General features: G+C 68.0%; 4 protein-coding genes. All 4 read left to right on the top strand.

Going from position 1 to position 5,096, the window contains the following annotated elements; all coding sequences use genetic code 11:
• The coding region (locus tag ACRDUX_RS17435) for a phosphoketolase family protein (RefSeq protein WP_526415273.1) at positions 1–494 on the top strand (494 nt) is incomplete at its 5' end.
• Between the two features lie 82 nt (positions 495–576).
• On the top strand, positions 577–2,928 hold the full coding sequence (locus ACRDUX_RS17430) for a CaiB/BaiF CoA-transferase family protein (protein WP_526415272.1): 2,352 nt from the start codon (positions 577–579) through the stop codon (positions 2,926–2,928).
• An 83-nt stretch (positions 2,929–3,011) separates the two neighbouring features.
• Complete coding sequence (locus ACRDUX_RS17425) at positions 3,012–4,487, top strand: acetyl-CoA acetyltransferase (protein WP_526415271.1); 1,476 nt, start codon at positions 3,012–3,014, stop codon at positions 4,485–4,487.
• 158 nt (positions 4,488–4,645) lie between these two features.
• On the top strand, positions 4,646–4,984 hold the full coding sequence (locus ACRDUX_RS17420) for an L-rhamnose mutarotase (RefSeq protein WP_526415270.1): 339 nt from the start codon (positions 4,646–4,648) through the stop codon (positions 4,982–4,984).
• The last annotated feature ends 112 nt before the right edge of the window (positions 4,985–5,096 follow it).

Below are 5,096 nucleotides of genomic sequence, written 5' to 3'. Positions count from 1 at the left end.
CCGACTTGTCGATCCGGTTCGTCAACGTGGTGGACCTGATGCGGCTACAGGACGAGGGGGAACATCCGCACGGACTGTCCAATCAGGCGTTCGACATGGTGTTCACCCGCGACAAGCCGGTCATCTTTGCCTATCACGGCTATCCGTGGCTGATTCATCGGCTGATCTACCGCCGTACGGGCGCCAACAACTTCCACGTGCGCGGGTACAAGGAGGAGGGTACGACGACGACCCCGTTCGACATGGTGATGCTGAACGACCTCGACCGCTTCCATCTGGTCATCGACGTCATCGACCGCACACCGTCGTTGCTGACCAGGTACGCGACGTTCCGTCAGGAGATGGTCGACCGGCGGCTCGCGGCCCGCGAGTACACCCGCGAGCACGGCGACGACGTCCCCGAGGTGCGCGACTGGGTCTGGCCCGACGCACGGGGCGCGGCGTCCGGAACCGCCGTCGCGGCCACCGTCTCGACCGGTGGCGACAACGAGTAGCGCAGGCCTGCTGCTCTTCGCGCAAGCGCTCATCGCCGACCCGCCACGCACTCCCCGTGGCCGCTGAACGATACTGATCGGCATGCTTGACACGTGTCGACTTCTGGCGTCGGTGCGGGTGCTTGACCTCGGGGGCGCGGCGTCCGATGGCGTGGGCAGGCTGCTGGCCGACCTCGGCGCGGACGTCCTGAAGGTCGAGTCGCCCGGCGGCGCCGTAGGCCGTACGGCCCGGCCCACCGTCGCGGGCGTCGGCATCGACTTCGCGCTGAACAACGCCAACAAGCGCGCCATCGTGCTCGACCCGTCCGACGAGCGCGACAGGGACCTCTTCACCGACCTCGCCGGCGGGGCCGACATCGTGATCGACGATGGCCGGGTGTGTGGGACGGCCGCGTTCGGCACGTCCGTCGCGCAACTGGCGAAACGGTTTCCGCGCCTGGTCGCACTCGAGGTCACCGACTTCGGGACGACGGGGCCACACGCGACGTGGCAGGCCACCGACTCCGTGCTCTACGCGATGTCGACTGCGCTGTCGCGATCCGGCCCGACGACCGGCCGCCCCGTCCTCCCGCCGACCGGGATCGCGTCGGCCACCGCGGCGGCACAGGGCGCCTGGGCGGCGCTCGTCGCGTATTACCAGCGTCTGCGCACCGGCCTCGGCGACTACGTCGACTTCTCCCGGTTCGAAGCCATCCTGCAGTGCCTGGATCCTCCATTCGGGTCCGAGGGCCAGGCTGCCGTCGGCCGCAAGGCCTCCGGTGAGCTGTGGCGGGGCAGACCGCGCAACCAGCAGATCTACCCGACCTTTCCCTGCCGCGACGGTTTCGTGCGGATCTGTTTGCTCTCGGCACGCCAGTGGCGTGGCATGCGCGCCTGGTTGGGCGAACCGGAGCAGTTCGCCGACCCGAAGTTCGAGAGCATCGCCGCCAGGTATGTCGCGTCGAAGGAACTCAACGCCGCGATTGCCACTCTGTTCAAGCCGGAGACGATGGAATCCCTTGTCGCCGAAGGGCAGCGGCGTGGCGTTCCGATCGCCGCCGTGTTGAGTCCGGCCGAGGCACTGGCGTCGGATCACTTTCGGTCCGTCGGCGCGCTGACCGAGATTCGGGTCGCACCCGACGCCCAGCTAGCCGTACCAACCGGCCCGTTCGTGGTCGACGGCCGCCACGCCGGCCTCCAACGTCGCAGCCCAGAGGTGGGCGCCGACGCACCCCGGTGGCTCGGCCCGCCGCGCACGGCGGCGTCCGAAGCCGTTGCCGGAGCGGGCGAGAGACCGTTCGAAGGACTGCGCATCCTCGACCTCGGCATCATCGTCGCCGGGGGTGAGCTCGGTCGCGTGGTCGCCGACCTCGGCGCCGAGGTGATCAAGGTGGAGAGTTCGGCGTATCCCGACGGATTGCGGCAGACGCCACCCGGCCAGCCGATGAGCCGGTCGTGGGCACTGACCCATCGCAACGAGTCCAGTTTCGGTCTCGACCTGCGTCATCCCGAGGGCGCCGCGATCTTTCGCCGCTTGGTGTCGGCATCCGACGCGGTGTTCGCCAACTTCAAACCCGGAACCCTTGCCGCCCTTGGGTTTGCCTTCGATGAGTTGCGCAGCGTGAACCCGCGGATCGTTCTTGCCGAGAGCAGCGCCTTCGGCTCGACCGGGCCGTGGAGCGACCGCATGGGATACGGCCCGCTGGTCAGGGCCACCACCGGCATCAGTCGTCTGTGGGCCTCGAAGGAGCCTGGCGACGTCGCCTCCTACCCTCGTTTTTACGATGCGACCACGATCTTCCCCGACCACGTCGTCGCTAGGATCACCGCGATCGCCACGCTCGCCGCGCTGATCAACCGGGAGACCGCGGACTCGGGCGCTCACGTCCACATCTCGCAGGCCGAGGCCGCCGTCAACCAACTCGCGACCTCCTATGTGACCGAGGCCGCCCGCGCCGCCGGTTTCGCGGTGCAGGACGACGATGCGATCCACGGCGTGTATCCGTGCGCGGGCGACGACGAGTGGTGCGTCATCTCGGTGGGCTGCGACGACGACCGCGTCGCGTTGGCCAAGGTGCTCGGGGTGGGCGAACTGCCAAGCACCAGAACGGAGTTCATGCTCGCCATTTCGGAGTGGACCGCCGTTCAGGACAAGGCCGATGTCGTCGCGGCGGTCCAGGCCGCGGGTGTTGCGGCAGGACCGATGAACCGGGCGGTGGACGTGCTCGCCGATTCCCAGGTCGTCCACCGCGGGCTCTACACCGAGATGGTGCACCCGCTGTTCGCGGCGCCGATGCTCACCGAGACTCACCCGGCCCCGTTCCAACGGATACCCGACGCCACCCTTCGGCCAGCACCGACGCCAGGGGAGCACACCCGGAAGATCGCGGGTGAACTCCTGCACCTGGACGCCGACGAGACCGAGCGGTTGATCGGCGATGGCGTGCTGTTCTAACCCCGCGAGCGTGCGTGTCTGCTCCGCGCCACGCCGCTCGAAATGAGCAAACGCGCACCCTCGCGCCACGAGAAAGGCTCTTCGTGCCCATCGATCCCAGAACGCCGGTCCTCGTCGGCTACGGCCAGGTCAACCAACACGACGGCGACCCCGCGATCGAGCCGGTCGACCTGATGGAACGAGCCGCCAGGAAGGCGGCCGACCCGCGGGTGCTCGAGGCAGTCGACTCGGTGCGCATCGTGAACCTGCTGTCCTGGCGGTACCGCAATCCGGGTCTGCTTCTTGCGCAACGTCTCCGGGCGTCGGGCGCAGAGGGGCGTTACACCAGCATCGGTGGCAACGTGCCGCAGTCGCTGGTGAACCAGGCCTGCCTGGACATCCAGAAGGGCAACGTCGGCACCGTCCTCATCGCAGGTGCGGAGACGTGGCGTACCCGGACGAAGGTGCGCGCCGCCGGAGGCAAGCTGGACTGGACCAAGCAGGATGACACGGTGGCCCTCCCGCGGGGCGCCGACGACCAGTTCGCGCTGGCCGGGCCCGTGGAACTCCGCATCCACCTGGACCGCCCCTCCTACGTCTATCCGATGTTCGAGCAGGCCCTGCGAATCACGGCGGGGGAGACACCGGACGAGCACCGCCGCCGGATCGGCGAACTGTGGGCCGGGTTCAGCGCCGTCGCCCAGGGCAACCCGCACGCGTGGAACCGCGAACACGTTACCGCCCAGGATATTTCGCAGCCCGGCCCGAGCAACCGGATGATCAGCTGGCCCTACACCAAGCTGATGAACTCGAACAACATGGTCGACCAGGGCGCCGCCCTGATCCTGACGTCGGTGGAGAAGGCGACCCACCTGCAGATCCCCGCCGACAAATGGGTGTTCCCATACGCAGGGACCGACGCACACGACACCTATTTGATCGGTGAGCGCGCCGCGTTCGACCGGTCGCCTGCCATCCGCATCGCCGGTGCACGCGTGCTCGAGCTTGCAGGCAAGGGCGTCGACGACGTCGACCTGGTCGACGTGTACTCGTGCTTCCCGTCGGCGGTCCAGGTCGCCGCGCGCGAGCTCGGACTACCCATCGACGACCACGACCGGCCGCTCACGGTCACCGGCGGACTGACGTTCGCCGGTGGTCCGTGGAACAACTACGTCACGCACTCGATCGCCACCATGGCGGAGCTGCTGGTGGCGACGCCAGGCAAGCTCGGTCTCATCACGGCCAACGGCGGTTATCTGACAAAGCACAGCTTCGGCCTCTACGGCACCGAACCTCCGAGTGGCGAATTCCTCTGGGAGGACGTGCAATCCGCCGTCGATGCGGAGCCAACCCGGGTGGCCGAGGACGAGTGGCAGGGCGTGGGCACCATCGAATCGTGGACCACGCCGGTTAGCAGGGACGGCGCCGCGGAGAAGGTCTTCCTCGCGGTCCGCACGCCTGCCGACAGCCGCGCGCTCGCGGTGATCACGGACGCCTCTCAGGCCGAGTCCAGCACCCGCGAGGACATCGCGGGGGCCAGGGTCCGGGTCGACGCCGACGGGTCCGCGACCCTCCTCTAGGCCCGCCCCAGGCGATTTGCGGTGATTCACCGGCGCTCACCGCCGCCAGATGCACACGAATCGCGAAGGGCGGCGGCGGGTGTTGACTTCGTCACACGGCATGCCTACAGTCAGCCGCACCACTAATTGAAACGTTTCAATGCGAGAGGGACGCCGTCATGCCGGACAAGACGACGGAGCGCGTGTGCTTCGTGCTGCACGTCCGACCCGATCGGGTCGACGAGTACGTGGCTGCCCACCAGCACGTCTGGCCCGAGATGCTCGGGGCGCTGAGTACAGCCGGCTGGCGCAACTACTCCCTGTTCGTCCGGCCCGACGACGGGCTCGTGATCGGTTACCTCGAGACCGACGACTTCGCCGCGGCGCAGTCGGGAATGGCCGCCACTGATGTCAATGCCCGCTGGCAGGCGGGTATGGCCGACTTCTTCCAGAACCCCGCCGGTGTCCTACCCGACCAGGCGATGAAACCCCTGACCGAGTACTTCCACCTCGACTGAAGGACGACCATGAAACTCGGAGCGCGCACCACCACGGGTTGGCGGGCGACCATCGCGGTTGCCATGTCCAACTACATCGAGGCTGGTTCGATCATCGCGATCGCGACCAGCC

The organism is Mycobacterium sp. (assembly GCF_050701675.1).
Lineage (GTDB): Bacteria > Actinomycetota > Actinomycetes > Mycobacteriales > Mycobacteriaceae > Mycobacterium.
Note: the sequence above shows the minus strand (reverse complement) of the source record. Positions and strands in the feature narration are given on the sequence as shown.